The sequence below is a fragment of the Novispirillum itersonii subsp. itersonii ATCC 12639 genome, assembly GCF_000381985.1.
Classification (GTDB): Bacteria; Pseudomonadota; Alphaproteobacteria; order Rhodospirillales; family Rhodospirillaceae; genus Novispirillum; species Novispirillum itersonii.
In genome coordinates this window covers 252,735-272,259 of sequence record NZ_KB907341.1, presented here as the reverse complement: position 1 = coordinate 272,259, position 19,525 = coordinate 252,735, and the positions used below count along the sequence as shown (strand labels likewise).

At 64.5% G+C, this 19,525-nt stretch carries 14 protein-coding genes; 3 read left to right on the top strand and 11 right to left on the bottom strand.

Translation table 11 applies throughout. From position 1 onward, the window contains the following. Window positions 1-18: 18 nt before the first annotated feature. Window positions 19-1,386 (bottom strand): cation:proton antiporter, encoded by a 1,368-nt coding sequence (locus tag G365_RS0109965; protein WP_019645379.1) that lies wholly within the window; start codon window positions 1,384-1,386, stop codon window positions 19-21. A gap of 347 nt (window positions 1,387-1,733) precedes the next feature. Between G365_RS0109965 and G365_RS22895 the strand changes: the two genes are divergently transcribed. Next, window positions 1,734-3,938, top strand: coding sequence for a right-handed parallel beta-helix repeat-containing protein (locus tag G365_RS22895; protein WP_019645378.1), 2,205 nt, complete (start codon window positions 1,734-1,736; stop codon window positions 3,936-3,938). 44 nt (window positions 3,939-3,982) lie between these two features. Here the strand turns inward: G365_RS22895 and G365_RS0109955 are convergent, their stop codons facing one another. Then, window positions 3,983-5,587, bottom strand: coding sequence for a DHA2 family efflux MFS transporter permease subunit (locus G365_RS0109955; protein WP_019645377.1), 1,605 nt, complete (start codon window positions 5,585-5,587; stop codon window positions 3,983-3,985). A 48-nt stretch (window positions 5,588-5,635) separates the two neighbouring features. After that, a complete protein-coding gene (locus G365_RS0109950; protein WP_019645376.1) occupies window positions 5,636-6,709 on the bottom strand; it encodes an HlyD family secretion protein in 1,074 nt (357 codons plus the stop codon). A 405-nt stretch (window positions 6,710-7,114) separates the two neighbouring features. Between G365_RS0109950 and G365_RS0109940 the strand changes: the two genes are divergently transcribed. Beyond that, window positions 7,115-7,849, top strand: a complete 735-nt coding sequence (locus tag G365_RS0109940) for a TetR/AcrR family transcriptional regulator (RefSeq protein WP_019645374.1) — start codon at window positions 7,115-7,117, stop codon at window positions 7,847-7,849. A gap of 175 nt (window positions 7,850-8,024) precedes the next feature. Here the strand turns inward: G365_RS0109940 and G365_RS21040 are convergent, their stop codons facing one another. From G365_RS21040 to G365_RS0109925, 3 genes are read right to left on the bottom strand one after another with little or no spacing between them, the layout of a single operon-like run. Further along, complete coding sequence (locus G365_RS21040; RefSeq protein ID WP_043742058.1) at window positions 8,025-9,449, bottom strand: efflux transporter outer membrane subunit; 1,425 nt, start codon at window positions 9,447-9,449, stop codon at window positions 8,025-8,027. Window positions 9,450-9,490: 41 nt separating this feature from the next. Continuing rightward, window positions 9,491-12,625, bottom strand: a complete 3,135-nt coding sequence (locus tag G365_RS0109930) for an efflux RND transporter permease subunit (protein ID WP_019645372.1) — start codon at window positions 12,623-12,625, stop codon at window positions 9,491-9,493. Between the two features lie 12 nt (window positions 12,626-12,637). Continuing rightward, window positions 12,638-13,801 (bottom strand): efflux RND transporter periplasmic adaptor subunit, encoded by a 1,164-nt coding sequence (locus G365_RS0109925; RefSeq protein WP_019645371.1) that lies wholly within the window; start codon window positions 13,799-13,801, stop codon window positions 12,638-12,640. A gap of 147 nt (window positions 13,802-13,948) precedes the next feature. Here G365_RS0109925 and G365_RS21035 point away from each other — a divergent pair, with 147 nt between their 5' ends. Beyond that, on the top strand, window positions 13,949-14,596 hold the full coding sequence (locus G365_RS21035; protein WP_043742055.1) for a TetR/AcrR family transcriptional regulator: 648 nt from the start codon (window positions 13,949-13,951) through the stop codon (window positions 14,594-14,596). A 109-nt stretch (window positions 14,597-14,705) separates the two neighbouring features. Here the strand turns inward: G365_RS21035 and G365_RS0109915 are convergent, their stop codons facing one another. The 5 genes from G365_RS0109915 to G365_RS0109895 are packed head-to-tail and all read right to left on the bottom strand — an operon-like array spanning window position 14,706 to window position 19,525. Beyond that, window positions 14,706-15,749, bottom strand: a complete 1,044-nt coding sequence (locus G365_RS0109915; protein WP_019645369.1) for an ABC transporter substrate-binding protein — start codon at window positions 15,747-15,749, stop codon at window positions 14,706-14,708. A 46-nt stretch (window positions 15,750-15,795) separates the two neighbouring features. Then, window positions 15,796-16,947 carry an NAD(P)/FAD-dependent oxidoreductase gene (locus G365_RS0109910; RefSeq protein ID WP_019645368.1) on the bottom strand — a complete coding sequence of 384 codons (1,152 nt, stop codon included), beginning with the start codon at window positions 16,945-16,947 and terminating at the stop codon, window positions 15,796-15,798. Beyond that, window positions 16,944-18,365: an FAD/NAD(P)-dependent oxidoreductase gene (locus G365_RS0109905; RefSeq protein WP_019645367.1), complete on the bottom strand. Its 1,422-nt coding sequence runs from the start codon at window positions 18,363-18,365 to the stop codon at window positions 16,944-16,946. Before G365_RS0109905 ends, G365_RS0109910 begins: the two co-directional genes overlap by 4 nt. Next, window positions 18,362-18,685 (bottom strand): (2Fe-2S)-binding protein, encoded by a 324-nt coding sequence (locus G365_RS21030; RefSeq protein WP_019645366.1) that lies wholly within the window; start codon window positions 18,683-18,685, stop codon window positions 18,362-18,364. The genes G365_RS0109905 and G365_RS21030 overlap by 4 nt, the downstream gene beginning before the upstream one ends. Before the next feature lie 45 nt (window positions 18,686-18,730). Next, the gene (locus G365_RS0109895) at window positions 18,731-19,525 is read right to left on the bottom strand and encodes an ABC transporter permease (RefSeq protein ID WP_019645365.1); all 795 of its coding nucleotides are present in this window, start codon (window positions 19,523-19,525) and stop codon (window positions 18,731-18,733) included.

Genomic DNA, 19,525 nt, shown 5'->3' with positions numbered 1-19,525 from the left:
GTCCGTCGCTCCGGCGTGTCAGCAGGGGGGGGAAGGCGCCGCACTGTCGTCAGAACCGGCCCGGCTGTCCAGTGTTTCCGGTGCGGCGTCTGCCGGGGCGCTGAACCGCCGTGGCCCGCGCCAGCGCTGACGCAGCCGCACCAGCAGGCGGCAGGATCCGCCCCACATCAGGCCAACCCGGCGGGCTTCCGGCCCATAGACCGCCCCCAGCAACTGCCCGAGGGTGGAGAACCCGTTGCCGGAGGCTTCCAGCCGTCGTGCGCTGGCCAGCCACAGCGGGCTGATCATCAGCGACATCACCGTCACCGCCACCACCAGCTGGGCTTCGTGCCCGGTGATCACCTTGCGGGCAACGCCGGTGCTGGCCAGCAGGAAGGAAAATTCCCCGATCTGGGCCAGCGCCACCCCGACCAGAAAGGCCTGACTCCAGCCGATCCTCTGGATCCGCAGGGCGGCGATGTTCAGTACGGTCTTGAACAGGGTGACCGCCGCCAGCATCAGCAGCACGGTGCCAAGGTTGTTCCACAGGAAGCTGAGATCCAGCAGCAGGCCGACGGACAGGAAAAACACCATCAGCAACAGGGCCTGAATCGGGTGGGCGTGATGGCGCAGGCGTTTGCCGTCCCCGGAATTGCCCAGCACCATTCCTGCCAGAAAGGCCCCGTATCCGGGGGACAGGTCCAGCAGACCGGCCAGTGTCGCCGCGCCGAAACAGGCGGCAAAGGCCGCCAGCGGCCCAAGGTCGGAATGGGTGGAAATCATATGCATGAACGGCAGGCGCACCGTGCGTTTCAGCAGAAGGAACACCACGGCGGCCAGAATCAGCACCGATCCGGCGACGCGCAGGCCGTCCAGCGGGTCCATCCCCTTGCCGGACAGGGCTGACAGCGACAGCAGCATCGGCACCACCGCCATATCCTGCGCGATCAGGATGCCAACGGTCATCCGCCCGGCCGGGCTGTTGCTTTCCCCCAGCTGTTCCAGCAGCTTGATCACCACGGCGGTGGAAGACAGGGCGACGGCAAAGCCCAGCAGAATGGCGGCGCCGGGGCTCCAGCCCAACCACTGGCGCACCAGCAGCATCAGGCCGACGCTGCCACCGATCTGCAGCAGGGTGGTGGTCAGGGCAATCCGCCAGACCTTGGAAAAGCGCTGGACCGACAGTTCCAGCCCGATCACGAACAGCAGCATGATCACGCCAAGCTCGGCCAGCAGCGAAATACTTTTGCGGTCAGAGACCAGACCCAGCAACGATGGCCCCAGCAGCACCCCGGCGAGAATATAGCCGACGATTGCCGGTTGCTTCAGGCGGACAAACAGAATGCCGCAGCTCATCGCCGCCAGGGCAACCGTGGCGATGCCGGTGAAATCGTGATGAACGTCCATGGGCCCCTTAATCCTGCCGGTCTGGCCTGCCGGTTATTCTTACGGGTGGGTGACAGTCTGACGCAAAACGGTGTGATGCAAAAGGGTGCGGCGCAAAAGAATGTGACACAACAGGCCGGGCCGGAAAGGTCTGGCCGGTAAAACCCGTTCCGGCCGTACACCACCCGATAAAGGTGGCGGCAGTGTGGCGTTTTTCACGCCGGTGTCTGTGACGGCGGTATCAGCGGGGCCGGATTTATTCTGAATGACCGTTGATTTCCACAAAATTCTATTACCGGTAGAGTGCTGTCCTCGGCCCTTCTCTCCGAAGTGTTTTTCCCCTCGCGACAGGTCAGGTCTGATCCCCGATGCGTCCTTATCCTTTCCGTCATGCCCTGCTGGCCGCCACGGCTCTTCCGTTCCTGCTGTCTGCCGCAGCGCTGGCGGCAGAAGACAAGTGGGGGCCGTCTGTCGAGGCCGGAGCCAAGATCGGCAGCAAGCGCAAAATCGGGGAGAGCGACCTGTTCCTGCCACTGGCGCAGGATGAACAGCGGCTTCTGTTTGCCGATATCCGTGGCAGTATCGATGAGGACAGTCAGCGCGAGGGCAATTTTGGCCTTGGCTACCGGCAGATGCTGGACAGCGGCTGGAACCTTGGCGGCTACGGTTATTTCGACCGCCGCCGGTCAGAGACCGGGCACTATTACAGTCAGGCCACCGTTGGCCTTGAGGCCTTGGGCACGGATTTCGATGTCCGCCTGAACGGCTATCTGCCGCTGGGCACCAAGGAGCGGGACGTGCCGGGCAGCACGGCGGTGGAGCTGACCGACACCTCGATCCGTATGAGCAACGCGGTTGAACGGTCCTATCATGGCGGGGATGCTGAGATCGGCTGGCGGGTGCCAGTGTTCGCGGCGGAAGAAGATCGGGAGCTGCGGCTGTACGGCGGTGGCTACTGGTTTGATGCCGCTGACAGCAAAGAGGTGGCCGGGCCGCGCCTGCGGATGGAGCTGCGCCTGTATGACCTGACCGAAGACCTGCCGGGGTCCCGCCTGACCCTGAGCGGGGAAGTGCAGCATGACAGGCCGCGTGGCACCCAGGAATTCTTTGGCTTCCGGCTGCGGCTGCCCCTGCAGGCGGAGGCATCTGACCGCCGCCTGACCGCGCAGGAACGGCGGATGACGGATCCGGTGGTGCGCGATGTTGACATCGTCACGCAGGCGGCCCGGGTCGAGGAAGCGGTGACCATGGACGGTCAGGCCATTGATCAGGTCCGGCAACTGAGCGGCAGCACTCTTCAGGCCCAGCTGAACAGCGCCCCGGCCGGAACCCTGCTGCTGCTGAACGGCAACGCCACCGTGTCCGCCCCGGTGACGCTGGTTGCCGGGCAGGTCGTGCGCGGGGGTGGGGCGACCCTGACGCTGACCGGGGCCTCCTCCGGCCGGACGGTGCAGTACGTAATTCCGGGCAGCAGCGGCACCATCCGGGGGGCGGTGGCCGGGGATGCGGTGGTCAAGATGGGGACAGACAGCACGCTGCGCGATGTACGGGTGGAAAACACATCCGCCGCCGCCGGGTCGTGGGCGGTCAGCGCCAGCAATACCAGCGGGGCCGCCCTGCGCAATGTCACCATGGTTTCCTCAGGCGGGGGCCTGCAGGCCAGCAATGCCACCAACCTGACCGTCACCGGCAGCCGGATCACCGCCGCGCAGGACAGTGCCGCCCGCATCACCGGGGGCAGCGGCCTGAGTTTCACCGATAACACCCTGACCCAGAACGGGGCCAGCAGTATGGGGTTCCGGGCGGATAACGCTGCCGGAACCCTGCGCGGTAACACCATCACCACCAACGGCAACGGCAACGGGCTGGAGGATACCAACGGCTCTGCCCTGCCGTCCCATGCGGTGCAGCTGAACAACAGCGCCGGTCTGACGGTCTCGGGCAATACCATCACCACCAATGGCACGCAGGCCAATGGTCTTCATGTGACCAACAGCGGCGGCATCACCCTGTCGGGCAACACCATCACCACCAATAACTACATGAGCCGGGGCATCCATCTGCAAAACAGCAACGGCTCGACCCTGTCGGGCAACACCATTACCACCAACACCACCGATGACAGCAACTGGTCGATCCTGACCATTTCCTTCGGGATCCTGAGTTCTGACAGCACCAACCTGACCATCAGCGATAATACCATTTCAACCCAGATGCGTGGCGCCTACGGCATTAACCTGCGCTCTGGCGACAACAGCACTTTGTCAGGGAACACGGTGACGGTGCGCGGCACCGACACCGCCGCCGTCAACGTGCTGCGGTCAGAGACTGTCACGGTGCGTAACAACACCCTGACCGCCAATGGCACCGGGGCATCCAGCGGTCTGCTGTTTGGCGTCAACAGCCATAACGGGCTGGTGGAAAACAACACCATCACCGCCACCGGGGCTAAATCGGTGGCCACCAATGCCGCCAACGGACTGGTGGTGCGCAACAACCGGCTGGTCGGGCAGGGCAACAGCGGGGTCTATGACAGCGTCGGGGATGCCACCGTCACCGGTAACACCCCCTGATCACAGCCGGAAGGGGCGATCACAGCGGGAAGGGACCCGGGCGGTCAGTGGGCATCCTTGCCCGCTGACCCCAGATCGACTTTGCGCATCACCGGCAGGAACAGAAGCCCGGCAACAAACGGGATCGCCATCAGCTGGAACACATCGCCGAACGACAGCACCCAGGCTTCCCGCTCGGCCAGGCGGCCAAGGGTTTTGACCGCCATCTGATGGGCATCGCTGCCCATCACCGGGCCAAGCATGGCTGTCATGCCGTTCAGGGCATTGGTCACGCTGTCGCGGGCGGCGGTCAGGTTTTCCTTCAGGTGCCACAGGTGCAGATCATGGCGGTTGGTCAGCAGGGTGTTGATCACCGCCAGCCCGATGGCTCCGCCCAGATTGCGCATCAGATTGTACAGCCCGGCCCCGCCTTTCAGCAGGTGTGGCGGCAGGGTGCCCAGGGCCAGCGCGTTGACCGGAATGAAGATGAACATCAGCGAAATGCCGCGCACCGCCTGCGGCAGGAAAAATTCCCAGTAGCTCCAGTCAGCGGTCAGCGTATGCGACAGGTACAAACCCAGCCCGAAGAACACCAGCCCCAGCCCCAGCATCAGCCGGGGATCAAGCTTTTTCGACAGTGCCCCCGCCAGCGGCGCGGACAGGAACTGGAACCCCCCGGTGACCATCAGCACCCAGCCGATTTCCAGCGCGTTGTAGCCGCGCACCATCGACAGGAACAGCGGCATCACATAGACCGATCCGTACAGGCCGATGCCGACAATAAAGCTGAACAGGCACCCCAGCGCAAAGTTAGGATTGGCAAAGGCGCGCAGATCCACCACCGGGTGGGGGGTGGTCAGCTCCCGCCAGAAGAACAGGATGGCGGAAACGGCGCAGACCACGCACAGCAGGGCAATTTCATCAGACTGCAGCCAGTCATCGCCGGGCCCTTCCTCCAGCACATATTGCAGACAGCCGAGGAACAGCGCGACAAACAGGATGCCGGGCAGGTCAAAGCCTTTCAGCAGGTTCAGGTTGGGGCGGTCAACATCCAGCTGGGTCCAGACCACGATGGTGACGATGATCCCCGGCAGCACGTTCATCAGGAACAGCCAGTGCCATGAGAAGGTATCGGTCAGGTATCCGCCCAGCGTCGGGCCGATGGTCGGGGCCATGGTCGCGACCAGCCCGATGAACACGGTGACCATGCCCTGTTTAGGCCCCCGGAACAGCAGATAGGATGTGGCGAACACCGTCGGGATCATCGCCCCGCCAAGAAACCCCTGCAACACGCGGAACAGGATCATGCTTTCCAGATTCCACGCCACCGCGCAGGCCATCGAGGCGATGGTGAACATGCCCGCCGACACCGCGAACAGCACCCGGGTTGACAGCACATGCGACAGCCAGCCCGACAGCGGGATCATCACCACTTCAGCAATCAGATAACTGGTCTGCACCCACGAGATTTCCTCGCGGCTGGCCGAGATCCCGGCCTGAATTTCCGACAGGGAGCTGGCGACGATCTGAATGTCGAGGATCGCCATAAACATCCCGACCACCATGGCGACAAAACCGATGGTGTTGGAAGATTTCACTTCCGGGTGATCGACAAGGATGGTGCCCTCGTCATCGGTGTGGGTGGCCGCGCCGCTGTCGATGGCGGTCATGACGGATGCTCCTGTGCCCCGTAAACCGGGTGAGGGAAAAGGGGACGGTTAGCGTTCGGCGGCGTTGGCGCTGCCGGTGCCCCCGGCGCCGGTCTGCACATCAACCACCACCGACAGCCCGGGGCGGAGCTGACCGCGCAGCGGGTTATCGGCTGACAGGCTGATCCGCACCGGAATGCGCTGCACCACTTTGGTAAAGTTGCCGGTGGCATTTTCCGGCGGCAACAGGCTGAACTGGGCCCCCGAGGCCGGGGAGAAACTGGCGACCGCGCCGGTCAGCCGCAGGTCGGGGTAGGCATCGACGGTGACGGTCACCGGCTGGCCGGGGCGCATGGCACCGATCTGGGTTTCCTTAAAGTTGGCCTCAATCCACACGGTGTCCAGCGGCACCACGCTCAGCAGATGGCTGCCGGCGGTGATGAACTGACCAAGCTGAACCGCCCGGTTGCCGACAACCCCGTCAACCGGGCTGGTGACTTCGGTATTGGCCAGATTGATTGTGGCGGCATCCAGTTTGGCGCGGGCTTCAGCCACCGCCGCCTGCTGGCGGACCCGGTCCGCCTCCAGCACCGCACTCTGGGCGCGGGATGATTCGACTTTGGCGCGGGCCTGATCCAGCCCGGCCCGGGCCTTTGACAGCGCGGCCTGATTGCTGTCCAGCCGCTGGCGGGATGCGGCCTCTTCTTTGACCAGACTGGCGGTCCGTCCCAGTTCCCGCTGGGCGAGGTCAAGTTCGGCCTGCCAGGTGCGGATTCCGGCCTCGGCTTCCTCGATGACGGTTTTCTGGGCGTCAATGCGTCTGTCGATGCCAAGGATGGCGGCTTCGGCCCCCTGCAGGGCCGCCGCGGCTTCGTCCACCTTCACCTGAAAGTCGCGGGCGTCGATGCGCAGCAGGACCTGCCCGGCCCGGACCGGCTGGTTATCTTCCACCGCCAGATCGACCACATGGCCGCTGATCTTCGGGCTGATGACGGTCAGGTCGCCGTGGACATAGGCGTTGTCGGTATGCTCATGCCCCTGCCGGGATTTCCAGAACCATGCCGCCCCGCCGACAAGGCCGGTCAGCACGCCGGTTAACACCAACACTCGGAGAACACGCTTGGCCATCTGTTTGCTCGTCATGACATCCGGTCAGGGCCGGGGATGTGGGGCGTCCGGTTTCCGGTCCGTGTCAGCCCGTTCTGTGCCGGGGGTCCGTACCACTGCGGACCGGGCGAGAAGGAGATTGACAGGTGAAACTGAACGGTTCAGTTTTGTGAACAGTGCCGACTTGCATGTCAGCCGTCAAGAAGAATGCTGAACTTGAGAGTTCAGTTAGGCAAAAAAAGAGACCGGACAGCCGGTCCGGCCCGGCCACCGTTGCCTGTCCCTGCTGCGTATAGGGTGGATCAGCGGCGGGGCAGATGTCATAACAGGGGCAGATCCATCAGCGGACTGCCGTTTTTGTCCGGCTTTCCATCAGGTCCCGGTCTGCCCGTCAGGGAAAAGGCCGGTGCATCCCCCAGACAGAAAAGGAAACCTCCGATCATGGCGGAGACCACGCCGACCCCCGACTCCTCTGTTGCCACCTGTGAACCGGATCAGGTGCATGGGGACTGTTGCGGTGATGACGCCGGGGCAACCGGCGCCGGGCCCGCTGCGGGGCTGGACTGTGGCGGGGCCCGTCCGGCCCGGCGGTCGAAAAAGCGCGAGGCGATTCTCGATGCCGCCCGGTCCCTGTTCTGTCAGGAAGGGGTGACCAACACCAGCATGGATGCGGTTGCCGCCCGGGCCGGGGTGTCTAAGGCAACGCTGTACGCGCACTTCCCGTCGAAGGTTGATCTGTTTGGCGAGGTGCTGCGCCAGTTTGCCGCGGCCCGGATGCCGGTGTCGGAAGATCTGGTGGTGCTGCCGGTGGAAGAGGCCCTGCGCCGTCTGGCGTGGCGGTTCCTTGATCTGGTGCTGACGCCCGAGGCTCTGGCGACCTACCGCACCCTGATGGTGCAGGGTCAGCATTTCCCCGAACTGGTCGCCGCCTTCCGCGCTGCCGGGCCGGAAATCGTCTGCGCCTCGGTTGGCCGTTTCTTCGACACGCTGGCCCGGCGGGGTGATCTGGTGCTGGAGAATCCGGTGCTGGCGGCGGAAATCTTCCTGCATCTGGTCAAGGGCGACCCGCATGCCCATGCCCTGATCGGCGCCCCCCTTAGCCGGGAGCAGACCGCCTGCTGGGTGGAGGAAGCCATTACGGTGTTCCTGCGGGCCTATGCGCCCAAATCCGCCTGAAGGATGCGCCTTTAAGACGCCGTGCACGTGGGGGGCCCTCCAGCCGGGAAAATGCCCTTATCGCAGACTGAATTTCCAAAAAACAAACCCCGCTGAAAAACAACGGGGTTTGTCACCACTCTGGGCGGAGACTTTGCGGTCTCCGCCCTTTTTCCTGAACAGGACAGGGTGGGTGTTACTTCACCCCGCCGCCCAGAGTCTTATACAGGGTGACCATGGTGGACAGACGCGCCACCTCGGTCGAGACCTGTTCCTGCTGGGCCGAGAACAGCGACCGCTGGGCATCCAGAACGTTCAGATAGCTGTCGATCCCGCGGTCATAGCGGGCCTGTGACAGTTGCAGGCTGCTGGCATAAGCATCGACCAGTGCATTCTGGGCCTGAAGCTGCTCGCCATAGGTACCACGGGCTGCCAGAGAGTCCGCCACTTCCCGGAAGGCGGTCTGAATTGCCTTCTCATAACGGGCAACGGCGATATCCTTGCTGGCTTTGGCGCTGTCGAGCTCGGCCTCGTTTTTACCGTTGTCAAAGATCGGCAGGCTGATCGACGGGGCAAAGGCCCAGGCCCCAGAGCCGGACTGGAACAGGTTCTGCAGGGTGCTGCTCGACAGACCGAAGGACCCGGTCAGCGAGATGGTCGGGAAGAACGCCGCCCGGGCCGCGCCGATGTTGGCATTGGCTGACTTCAGGGTGTGTTCGGCCTGTGCGATATCCGGGCGGCGCAGCAGCACGTCAGACGACAGCCCGACCGGAATGTCTTCCATCAGTTTCACGGTGCGCAGGTCGCCTGGCACCGAGACATCGACCGGCTGCCCGACCAGCAGGGCCAGTGCGTTACGGTCCTGCTCCACCTGACGCAGGTAACGCAGGCGGCTGGCGCGGGCGGTCTCGACCGAAGACCGCGCCTGCGACACATCCAGCTGTGACCCGACACCCAGCTGGAAGCTGCGCTCGATCAGTTGCAGCGACTGCTGGCGGCTTTGCAGGGTTTCCTCGGTCAGGGCCAGCAGTTTGCGGTCCCCGAGCAGGGTCAGGTAAGCATTGGCGACCTCGGCGATCAGCGAGATCTGGGCCGAGGTGCGGGCTTCCTCAGTGGCGAGGTAGCTTTCCAGCGCCGCATCCTCAAGGCTGCGGACCCGCCCGAACAGATCCAGCTCGAACGAGGTCACCGCCAGATTGGCCGAATAGCGGCGGGTGATGGTGTCCCGTGCCGGGCTGGCGGTGCTGGCGTTACGCGGGGTGCGCTGGGCGCTTTCCCCGGCGGTGGCGTTCACCTCCGGCAGGGTATCGGCTTCCCGCACGCGGTAGGTGGCGCGTGCCACCTCCACGTTCAGGGCGGCCACCCGCAGGTCGCGGTTATGCTCCAGCGCCTGACGGATCAGGCCCTGCAGCGTGCTGTCGGTGAAAAACTGCTGCCACGGGATATCGGCCCACACCGGGGCATCCGCCGCCACCGGACCGACCCCGGCAAGGGTCGATCCGGCCTGTGGCAGGGCGGCCGGAACCGGCGCCTGCGGGCGCTCGTAATCCGGGGTAAAGGAGCAGCCCGCCAGCAGCAGGGCCGCCGCCGCGGTCATCAGCGGCAAACGCAAAGAGGTCATGGTCGTCTCACGGACTGGGGACTGAAGGGAACGGGCGGCCATTATTCAGCCTCCGCGACCAGATGCAGGCGCTTCGGCTTTTTACCGAACCAGCGCTGCACGACAACGTAAAACACCGGCACAAAGAAGATGGCAAGGAAGGTGGAGGCAATCATCCCGCCCATCACCCCGATGCCGATGGCGTTCTGCGCCCCTGATCCGGCACCGTTGGCAATCGCCAGCGGCATCACGCCAAGGATGAAGGCCAGCGAGGTCATCAGGATCGGGCGCAGACGCTGCTGGGCCGCTTCGATGATCGCGCCGCGCAGGGCCCGGCCGTTGTCATACAGGTGCTTGGCAAATTCCACGATCAGGATGGCGTTTTTGGCGGCCAGACCGATGGTGGTCAGCAGACCGACCTGAAAATAGATGTCGTTGGTCAGTCCGCGTACGGTGACGGCTGCCACCGCCCCCAGCACGCCCAGCGGCACCACCAGCATGACCGCGAACGGCACCGACCAGCTTTCATACAGGGCGGCAAGACACAGGAACACCACCAGAATGGACAGGGCATACAGCGCCGGGGCCTGCGACCCCGCCAGCCGTTCTTCATACGACAGGCCGTTCCACGCGAAGCTGATGCCGGGCGGCAGTTTCGCAGCCAGTTCTTCCATCACCTTCATGGCCTCGCCGGAGCTGTGGCCCGGAGCGGCGGCACCGTTGATGTTGCGCGACGGCACACCGTTGAAGCGTTCCAGCTGCGGTGATCCATAGCTCCATGAGCCGGTGGCGAAGGTGGCGAACGGGATCATCTCGCCGCTCTTGTTCCGCACTTCCCAGCGGTTCAGGTCATCCGGTGACATGCGGTACGGCGCGTCGGCCTGCAGGTACACTTTCTTGACGCGGCCCTTGTCGATGAAGTCGTTGACATAGGCCGACCCCCACGCCGCTGTCAGCGTGCTGTTGATGTCAGACAGCGACAGGCCCAGCGCCTGGGCTTTTTCCCGGTCCACTGACACCCGGTACTGCGGGGTGTCTTCCAGACCGTTGGGGCGCACCGCCATCAGTGCCGGGTTCTGTGCTGCCATGCCAAGCAGCTGGTTGCGCGCGGCCATCAGGGCCTGATGACCAACCCCGCCACGGTCCTGCAGCTGGAAGTCAAAGCCGCTGGCGTTGCCGAGTTCGATCACCGACGGCGGCACAAAGGCAAACACCATCGCTTCCTTGATCTGCGACAGAGCCCCCATCGCCCGCCCGGCGACGGCCTTCACCTTTTGCGACGGATCTTTGCGCAGGGACCAGTCCTTCATGCGGACGAAGGCCATCCCGGCGTTCTGACCCCGGCCGGAGAAGTTGAAGCCCGACAGGGTGAACACGCTTTCCACCGTGTCCGTTTCTTTCTCCTGGAAGTATTTCTGTACCCGGGTCATCACCTCGGCGGTCTGTTCGCGGGTGGTTGAGGCCGGGGTGGACACCTGCACGAACATGATGCCCTGATCTTCGTCCGGCAGGAACGCGGTCGGCATCCGCACGAACAGGAAGCCCAGCAGCGCGACAAAGGCGACATAGATCAGCAGCATGCGCCCGGCGCGGTACACCACATAGCGGACCGAGCTGGTGTAGGCACGGCGGCTGCGTTCGAAGCCACGGTTGAACCAGCCGAAGAAGCCTTTCTCCGACCAGCCGTGTCCTTTATGCACCGGCTTGAGCATGGTGGCGCACAGGGCCGGGGTCAGCACCAGTGCCACCACCACCGACAGCGCCATCGCCGACACCAGTGTCAGCGAGAACTGACGGTAGATCGCCCCGGTTGAGCCGGTGAAGAACGCCATCGGCACAAACACCGCCGACAGCACCAGCGCGATACCGATCAGCGCGCCGGTGATCTGCTCCATGGACCGCCGGGTGGCTTCCTTCGGTGGCAGCCCGGTTTCCGACATCACACGTTCAACGTTTTCCACCACCACGATGGCGTCATCGACCAGCAGGCCGATTGCCAGCACCATGGCGAACATGGTCAGGGTATTGATGGTAAAGCCGCAGGCCGCAAGCACGCCAAAGGTTCCCAGCAGCACCACCGGCACGGCAATGGTCGGGATCAGCGTGGCGCGGAAGTTCTGCAGGAACACAAACATCACCACAAACACCAGCACGATGGCTTCGGCCAGTGTCTTCACCACTTCCTCAATCGACAGGCGGACGAAGGGGGTGGTGTCATAAGGGTAGACCACCTCAACGCCTTCCGGGAAGAAGGATTTCATGGCCTCAAATTCCTGCCGCACCAGATCGGCGGTGGTCAGCGCGTTGGCCCCGGTCGCCAGCTTGACCGCCAGCGCCCCGGCAGGCATCCCGTTGTAGCGGGCGTCGATTTCATAGCTTTCCGAGCCCAGCTCAATCCGGGCGACATCGCGCAGGCGGACCTGTGATCCGTCAGCGTTGACACGCAGCAGGATCGCGCCGAACTGATCGACCGTCTGCAGACGGCTCTGGGCCATGATGGTGGCGTTCAGGCGCTGACCGGGCATGGCGGGCTGCCCGCCGAGCTGCCCGACCGAGACTTCGGCGTTTTCGGCCTTAACGGCGGCAACCACGTCGGCGGTGGACAGTTTATAGCTGATCAGCCGGTCAGGGTTGAGCCACAGGCGCATGGCGCGCTGGGCCCCGAACACCGTGACTTCACCGACGCCGGAAACACGGCTGAGCTGATCCTGCACCTTGGAGACCAGAAGGTCCGCCAGATAGGCCTGATCATAACGCCCGTCTTTTGAGACCAGCGCCGCGACGACCAGAAAGTTCTTGGTTGCCTTGGCGACACGGACGCCCTGCGCCTGCACTTCCTGCGGCAGCAGCGGCATCGCCAGCTGCAGTTTGTTCTGCACCTGCACCTGTGCGATGTCGGGGTTCGCCTTGGACTCAAAGGTCAGGGTGATCGAGATGTTCCCCGCCGAGTCACTGGTGGAGGACATGTAGCGCAGATAATCGAGGCCGTTCATCTTCTGCTCGATCACCTGCGTCACGGTGTTTTCCACCGTCTGCGCCGATGCGCCGGGGTAAGACGCGCTGATCTGGATGGTCGGCGGAGCAATCCGCGGATACTGCTCGATCGGCAGGGCCAGAATCGACAGCCCCCCCGCCAGCATGATGACGATGGCGATCACCCACGCAAAGATCGGGCGATCAATGAAAAAGCGTGACATTGTGGTCCCCGCTTACTGCTGCTGCGCCGGGGCGGCAACGCGGACCGTCGCGCCGGGCTTGATTTTCTGGAGACCGGCGGTGACGACCTTGTCCCCGGCGGTCAGGCCACCGGTAACAATCCAGGCGTCGCCGGCGGCCTGTGCGGTTTCCACCGGGCGGGGGGCCACGGTGTTGTCGGCATTGACCACCCACACCTGTGTTGCCCCGGCCGGGGTACGGACCACCGCCTGCTGCGGGATCAGGAAGACATTGTCGCGGACACCCTGCTCAACGCGGGCCCGCACGAACAGGCCGGGGAACAGATCGCGGTCCGGGTTGGGGAACACGGCGCGCACCTGTACTGATCCGGTGCTTTCATCAACGGTAACGTCAGAAAACTTCAGTTCACCGGTATGGGCATAGGGTTTGGCCACGCCATCGAGCAGCAGGGTCACCGGGGCGGCGTCCTTCCGCTGCACCGATCCGGCAGCGGCGGCCTGCTTCATCCGCAGCAGGTCGGCGCTGGACTGGTTAAGATCGACATAGATCGGGTCAAGCTGGGTGATCAGCGCCATCGAGATGGTCTGATTGGCGGTGACCAGTGCCCCTTCGGTGACGGTGGATTTGCCGATCCGCCCGGCGATCGGGGCGTAGACTTTGGTGTAGTCCAGATTGATGCGGGCGGTATCAATCGCGGCCTGCGCCACCTGAATCTGGGCTTTGGCCTGATCGAGGCTGGCGATCACGTCGTCATAGTCCTGACGTGAGACGGCGTTGATCTTCACCAGCTCGGCATAACGGGCGGCCTTGGCTTCCACCGATTTCAGCGTGGCGCGGGCCTTGACCAGATCGGCCTGGGCGCTTTGCACCACTGCCTGATAGGGAGCGGGATCAATCTGATAGAGCTGCTGCCCGGCCTGTACGTCGCTGCCTTCCTCAAACAGGCGCTTCAGGACAATGCCGGTGACCTGCGGGCGGACTTCGGCCACCCGGAAGGCGGTGGTGCGCCCGGGCAGATCGGTTGTGACAGGCACATTCGACGGGGTGGCAGCAATCACCGTCACTTCCGGCGGTGGCATCCCGGCGCCGGGGGCAGCGGCCTGCTGCTTGGGGGCGTCGTCGCAGGCGGCCAGAAACAGGGCCGAGGCAACAGCGAGAGGGAGGGCGAGGGGCAGAGAGGGGCGTTTGGCAAACATCGGGGTGTCAGCTCCGGAGGGAGAGGCCCACGGGTGACTCGGGGCCCCGGGGCGAAAGTGCTGTACTGTACTGTACTGTACAGTTTGATACAATCGCAAGCACGAGATGAACGTCGTCTGAGATTTTAGGAACCGACCGTGACCGAAATGCCGCAACAGCCCGAAAAACCAAGCCGGGGAGAAGCCCGGCGACAGGCCATTCTGGAGGCGGCAATGGAGCTGTTTCTTGAACAGGGATTTGAACGCACCAGTCTGTCGGATATTCTGCGGCGGTCGAAAGGGTCACGCAGCACATTGTATGATGCCTTCGGGAACAAGGAAGGATTGCTTCTTGCGATGGTGCAGGAGGCCTGTCATCGCGTCTGGAGTACGGTGGATCCCGGAGATGACAGGAGTGACGGCCCCGGGCTGCAGGCGACGGCAGAAGGCCTGACGGCTTTTGGTCTGCATTTCCTGAAGACTGTAACGGGCCAGCGCTCAATTTCCGTCTACCGAATTATGGTGGCGGAAGGGCATCGGTTCCCCGAGATTGCCCGGCAGTTCTATGGTGAAGGGCCAAAACTGCTGACCGATCGCCTGACGGCGGTTTTTCTGCGTGGGCAGGCTGACGGGCTGCTGATCGACGGGGATGCCCGGCGGCTTGCTCAGATTTTTATCGGCACTCTTGTCAGCGACTTCCATATCCGCCGCACGCTGGGGCTGGTGCCGGTCATTGCCGATGAGGACATGGAGACGCATGTCCGGGCGGCGGTGGGGGTGTTCCTGAACGGGGCGGGAAAGCAGTCCGGGGGCTGAAAGCCAAAGGGCCGGGCACCCCCCTCCGGCAGGGGATGCCCGACCCTTTCAGCCCGACCCTCTCAGTCTGGGCCTTCAGACAGCCGTCAGGCCATCAGGACAGCGATGCTTACCGTTCGATTTCGCGGTTCCAGCGGTCGTTCCATTCCGGGCGCTTTTCGTTGATCACGTCCCAGTTGACCAGCGTGGCGTTCGCCATGTTGGCCTGGAAGGTTTCCAGCTCGGCCTGCTTGTCCGGGGTTGCCTTGGCCTGACGGTTGGACGGAATCTGGCTGCCGTACTGCATGGCGGCTTCCTGCGCCGGGACCGACAGCAGGAAGGCGGCCAGCTTCTGGGTCAGTTCCGGTTCGCTATTGTTCTTGATCGCGCATTCGCCGACCATCAGCACGACGGAGCCTTCCTTCGGCTGGGCGTATTCGACATCGATGCCCTTTTCCTTCAGGGCGCCGACACCGGTCGGGGTCAGCGGGAACATGGCGGCTTCGCCGGTCTGGACCATTTCCGAGATCTTCGACGAGCTGGGGATGTATTCCAGCACGTTGGTGCCGACCTTGGTCTTCCAGTTCTTGAAGCCCGGCTCGACATCCGTCTCGCTGCCGCCCTGGGTGCGGTTGAACATCAGGAAGGCATGCAGGCCGAAGCTGGACGACGGGGCGGACTGCACCACCAGCTTACCCTTGAACTTCGGGTCGGTCATGTCCAGCCACGACGACGGCGGGGCCCACTTGTTTTCGGCAAACATCTTCTTGTTATAGGCCAGACCGACCATGCCCATGTTCACCCCGGCAGCCATGCCGCCTTTGATCTGGGCCACGGGGTACAGCTGACGGTAGGCGTCGGACGGCTGCAGACGTTCGCACAGGTCCATGCCGATGGCGCGGAACATCAGGCCATCGTCAAGGAAGGCGATGTGCATCTGCGGCGCTTCTTTCTGCGCCTGCATCTTGGCAAGAATATCGGTGGAGGTGCCGGGCACGACCACGACCTTCACCCCGGTTTCCTTTTCAAACAGCGGAAACACCTTTTCGGTGTAGGTCTTTTCCATGGTGCCGCCGTTCATGCCGACATACAGGGTCTTGTCGGCAGCATTGGCAACGCCGGCCGACAGGGCCAGCAGGCTGGTGGCGGCGATCAGGGACTTCATCAGGGTCATCGTCACATATCCTTCCTGTTATCAGATTATGGTTAGACCGGAATGGTCAGGCAGGGGAGGAAAAGCGGTCGGGGCGGAACGCATCGAGAGGCGTCACGCTGCGGCCGGTGGTCACAAGGTCGGCAAGAACCGCGCCGACAGCGGGACCGATCTGGAACCCGGCCCCGGAAAACCCGCAGGCATGGAACAGACCGGGATGGATGCGGCTGGGCCCGATGATCGGGGCATGGTCGGGGGTTTCGGCTTCAACCCCGCTCCAGCTGCGGATGATGGTGCAGCCCTGCAGGGCCGGGAACAGGCCGGTCCCCTGTGCCAGCAGCCGCAGGGCGGCATGCCGTTCCGGGCGGGCATAATCGGGCGGCGTGCTGTCGGTGGCGGCACCTGCTTTCGGGTGGGCGAACCCCCGGCCACCGCCGAACACGAAATTGCCGCGCTCGACCTGTCGTCCGTAGATGCCACCGCCTTCGACGCCGATGCTGACGTCAAGAAAGTGCGGCAACGGTTCGGTCACCGCCATCAGCGGATGGATCACCGCAATCGGCAGTGTTTCGCCCATACGGGCGGCCAGCTCCCCGGCCCAGGCCCCGGCGCAGTTGATCATCACCGGGGCTGACACGGTGACATCGGCCTGCGCACTGGTGATATGGAAGCCTTCCGTTGTGATACGGACGTCACTGACCGGCGACTGATCAAGGATGGTGGCCCCGGCAGCGGCAGCGGCCCGTGAAAAGGCAGGCGAGACCAGACGCGGGTTGGCGTGGCCGTCTTCGGGGCACAGGGATCCGCCGACGGCACTGTCGCCGACCATCGGGTACAGGCGGCGCAGGTCTGCGGCATCCAGCAGCCGCAGACCCAGCCCGAAGTTTTCCACCCGCGCCGCATAGGCTTCCAGAGACGCCATATCGGTAGCGGAGCGGGCCAGCTTCAGGTGCCCGGAGCGGACATACTCTCCGTCCTCACCAATCAGGGATTCCAGACTGGCCCACAGGGCATGGGCCCGCTGCGACAGAGGCAGGTGCTCAGGCGGGCGGCCCTGACGGCGTACACCGCCATAATTGACACCACTGGCCCGGCTGCCGGGGCGGTCCCGTTCCATCAGGATCACGGATGCTCCGGCCTGCCGCAGAAACAGCGCGGCGGATCCGCCGACGATGCCCCCGCCGACAATCACCACATCGGCACGAAGATGACGGGTCATGGGGTGGCCTCCCCGGCGGTATCAGCAGGAATGGTGGCGGCAGGCAGCGGCTTGATCGGCGGCTGCGGGCGCAGCCGGGCGATGGCGGAAACCGGACGGCCGGTTTCGTGCGCCAGCACCTCGGCGGCGGCGACACCGCACATCCGGCCCTGACAGCGGCCCATGCCGATGCGGGACAGCGCTTTCAGGCGGTTCAGTTCAGTCGGGGCATCGGCCTGCACGGTGCGGCGCAGGGTGCCGACGGTGATTTCCTCACAACGGCACAGGGTCATGCTGTCGGGCAGATCCTGCGCCCACCCGGCAGGCACCGGAAAGGCGGTCCACAGGGCGGCGCTGAACCGGCGGAACCGGGCGATGCGGCGGTCAAGCACAGTGATACGGGCAGTGTCCACGCTCAGACCCCGGTCCTGTAACAGGGCAAGGGCGGCGCGTTCTCCGGCAGCTTCGGCGGCGTCGGCCCCGGCAATTCCGGCACCGTCCCCGGCGACATAGACCCCGGTGACGGAGGTCCGGCCCGCCGCATCCCGGTCCGGCAGCCAGACGCGGTGCAGATCGTTGAAGCTGAAGCTGCATCCGGCCAGATCGGCCAGCTGGGTTTCTGACCGCAGGCCATAGCCGAGGCCGATTCCGTCGCAGGCGGTTTCCCGGTCCTGACCGTGAGAATCCCGCCAGTGGAGGGCAGAGACCGCCCCTTCCGGCCCGGCGACCTCCCGCAGGATGACGCCGCTGTGCAGCGGCACCCCGTGCAGGGTCAGCCATGCGGTGTAGTACAGGCCTTTCAGCAGGGTATCCGGGCAGTTCAGCAGACCGGGCAGGGCGCGGATGCGGTTGGCAAAGGGGGCGGTATCCAGTACGGCGGCAACAGTAGCCCCGGCCTTGGCGTACTGATAGGCGATCAGGTACAGCAGCGGCCCGGTTCCGGCGAACACCACCCGCTGGCCGATGCCACAGCCCTGTGCCTTCAGGGCAATCTGTGCCCCGCCGAGGGTATAGACGCCCGGGCGGGTCCAGCCCGGCAGCGGCAGAATACGGTCGGTGGCTCCGGTGGCCAGAATAAGACTGTCGTAGGGCAGAACGGTGCTGACCGGCTGGCCGTCAGCAGTCCGGTGCATCAGATCCAGCGCACCGCGTTCGATATTCCAGACCAGTGTGTCCGTCCGGTGCTCAATCTGCCCGGCGTAGGGGGCAAGGGCGGTGTGAATTGCCCGGGCCTTTGCCGCCTCAAACCCGTACAGGGCTTCCGGCGGGCGGGTCATTCCGGCTGGGGGCTGGCGGTAAATCTGACCGCCGGGGCGGGCTGCCTCGTCGATCAGGATCGGCCGCAGCCCGGCGGCGGCAAGGGTGACGGCAGCGCGGACGCCGGCGGGACCGGCCCCGATGATGACCGGGCGCAGCGGGGTGCTGACGGGGCTGTTCATGGCAGATCCCCCGTCATGACCGGCGGTGCGGCAGGCGAGGTTGACAGGCTCATACCATCTTCCAGCAGGGTGGAGCAGGCCCGCAGCCGTTCCACCGGCCCGTTGCCACGGCGCACCTGTACCCAGCAGTCCTGACAGGCGCCCATCAGGCAGAATCCGGCCCGGTTTTCACCGGTGAACTCGCTCTGACGCAGGCGGTTGGCGCAGGTGAGGATGGCGGTCAGCAGCGTGTCCCCGGACAGGGCCGTCTGCGGCTGGCCATCCAGAAAAAAGCGCAGCGGGGGGCGGGACTGCTCCGCGTAGCGGACGAGCAGACTCATGACAGACCTTTCAGAAAGGAACGTACCGGGCCGTGGGGCGGGGGGTCAGCGTTGGCCGACCAGCACCCGGTCAAGGCCGTAGATACGGTCCAGCAGCAGGGCGGTTGCGGCGGTAAGGCCGACGACCAGCGCCGAAACGGCGGCCATCATCGGATCAATCGATTCCGTCGCGTACATGTACATCTTCACCGGCAGGGTGATGGTGGACGGGGCGGTGATGAAGATCGACATCGTCACTTCATCGAAGCTGTTGATGAAGCACAGCAGCCAGCCGCCGCTGACGCCGGGCAGGATCATCGGCAGGGTGATCCGCCGGAAGACGGTCAGCCGGCTGGCCCCCAGCGACAGGGCCGCATGTTCCACCGACCGGTCATAGCCGGTCATGGCGGCAATCAGCAGGCGCATGGCATAGGGGGTGATGACCACCACATGGGCCAGCGACAGCCAGACGAAGCTGCCGGTAGCCCCGATGCGGGCGAACATCTGCAGCAGCGCCACGCCCAGCACCAGATGCGGGATCACCAGCGGCGACAGGAACAGCCCTTCCAGAGCCTGACGGCCCGGGAAGTTGCCCCGGGTGATCGCCAGCGACGCGGGAACCGCCAGCCCGACCGCGATAGAGGCCGAGACGGTGGCCAGCCACAGGCTGTTGATGAACGAGGTGACAAAGTCCGGGTGTTCAAAGACTTTTCTGAACCAGCGCAGCGACCAGTTCCAGCCCGGCAGCGACAGGGTGTTTTCCGGGGTGAAGGCCACCAGACAGACGATCACCAGCGGGGCCAGCATGAACATGACCACCAGCGTGTTGAACAGGATGGCAAAGGATCCGTTACGGGGCAT

What these genes read in the sequence shown, in the direction of transcription:
- G365_RS0109965 (WP_019645379.1), bottom strand. Translation starts at nt 1,386, where the DNA reads ATGGACGTTCATCACGATTTCACCGGCATCGCCACGGTTGCCCTGGCG.
- G365_RS22895 (WP_019645378.1), top strand. Translation starts at nt 1,734, where the DNA reads ATGCGTCCTTATCCTTTCCGTCATGCCCTGCTGGCCGCCACGGCTCTT.
- G365_RS0109955 (WP_019645377.1), bottom strand. Translation starts at nt 5,587, where the DNA reads ATGACCGCCATCGACAGCGGCGCGGCCACCCACACCGATGACGAGGGC.
- G365_RS0109950 (WP_019645376.1), bottom strand. Translation starts at nt 6,709, where the DNA reads ATGACGAGCAAACAGATGGCCAAGCGTGTTCTCCGAGTGTTGGTGTTA.
- G365_RS0109940 (WP_019645374.1), top strand. Translation starts at nt 7,115, where the DNA reads ATGGCGGAGACCACGCCGACCCCCGACTCCTCTGTTGCCACCTGTGAA.
- G365_RS21040 (WP_043742058.1), bottom strand. Translation starts at nt 9,449, where the DNA reads ATGACCTCTTTGCGTTTGCCGCTGATGACCGCGGCGGCGGCCCTGCTG.
- G365_RS0109930 (WP_019645372.1), bottom strand. Translation starts at nt 12,625, where the DNA reads ATGTCACGCTTTTTCATTGATCGCCCGATCTTTGCGTGGGTGATCGCC.
- G365_RS0109925 (WP_019645371.1), bottom strand. Translation starts at nt 13,801, where the DNA reads ATGTTTGCCAAACGCCCCTCTCTGCCCCTCGCCCTCCCTCTCGCTGTT.
- G365_RS21035 (WP_043742055.1), top strand. Translation starts at nt 13,949, where the DNA reads ATGCCGCAACAGCCCGAAAAACCAAGCCGGGGAGAAGCCCGGCGACAG.
- G365_RS0109915 (WP_019645369.1), bottom strand. Translation starts at nt 15,749, where the DNA reads ATGACCCTGATGAAGTCCCTGATCGCCGCCACCAGCCTGCTGGCCCTG.
- G365_RS0109910 (WP_019645368.1), bottom strand. Translation starts at nt 16,947, where the DNA reads ATGACCCGTCATCTTCGTGCCGATGTGGTGATTGTCGGCGGGGGCATC.
- G365_RS0109905 (WP_019645367.1), bottom strand. Translation starts at nt 18,365, where the DNA reads ATGAACAGCCCCGTCAGCACCCCGCTGCGCCCGGTCATCATCGGGGCC.
- G365_RS21030 (WP_019645366.1), bottom strand. Translation starts at nt 18,685, where the DNA reads ATGAGTCTGCTCGTCCGCTACGCGGAGCAGTCCCGCCCCCCGCTGCGC.
- G365_RS0109895 (WP_019645365.1), bottom strand. Translation starts at nt 19,525, where the DNA reads ATGCCCCGTAACGGATCCTTTGCCATCCTGTTCAACACGCTGGTGGTC.